The organism is Parachitinimonas caeni, from assembly GCF_030129945.1.
In the GTDB taxonomy this organism is placed as follows: domain Bacteria; phylum Pseudomonadota; class Gammaproteobacteria; order Burkholderiales; family Chitinimonadaceae; genus Parachitinimonas; species Parachitinimonas caeni.
On sequence record NZ_JARRAF010000223.1, the window covers coordinates 1 to 364 of the forward strand.

Genomic DNA, 364 nt, shown 5'->3' on the forward strand with positions numbered 1-364 from the left:
ACACGGCCAGTGCTGTCGTACCACGTTTCTTCGTGGTTGGTGCTCCCGCTACGGCCGTCGTTGGCTTTCCAGTCGGTGTGATGCTGGATGCGCCGGCCTTGCTGGTCGTAGCGATAGATTTCGGTCAACGCGACGCCCTGGGGGATCATCTCGCCGTCGGCCACCACCCGCATCGATTGGGGTCGGATCAGCTGGGTGAGGTTGCCTTGCGCGTCGTAGCGATACTGGGTCTTGGCACCGCGACCATCAGTCCGGCTGACGAGCTGGGCGTAGCCGTTGTACTCGCTACGGGTCACGCTGGCGCCGTTTTCGGTGGCGAGGGTCTCGGTCCGCACCTGGGCCTGGCCGCTGCGGGCATTCAGGG

General features: G+C 65.1%; 1 protein-coding gene. It reads right to left on the reverse strand.

Annotation, left to right across the window (positions count from 1 at the left end):
• Positions 1-364: RHS repeat domain-containing protein (locus tag PZA18_RS24415; RefSeq protein WP_284103483.1), on the reverse strand; the 364-nt coding region annotated here is incomplete at both ends.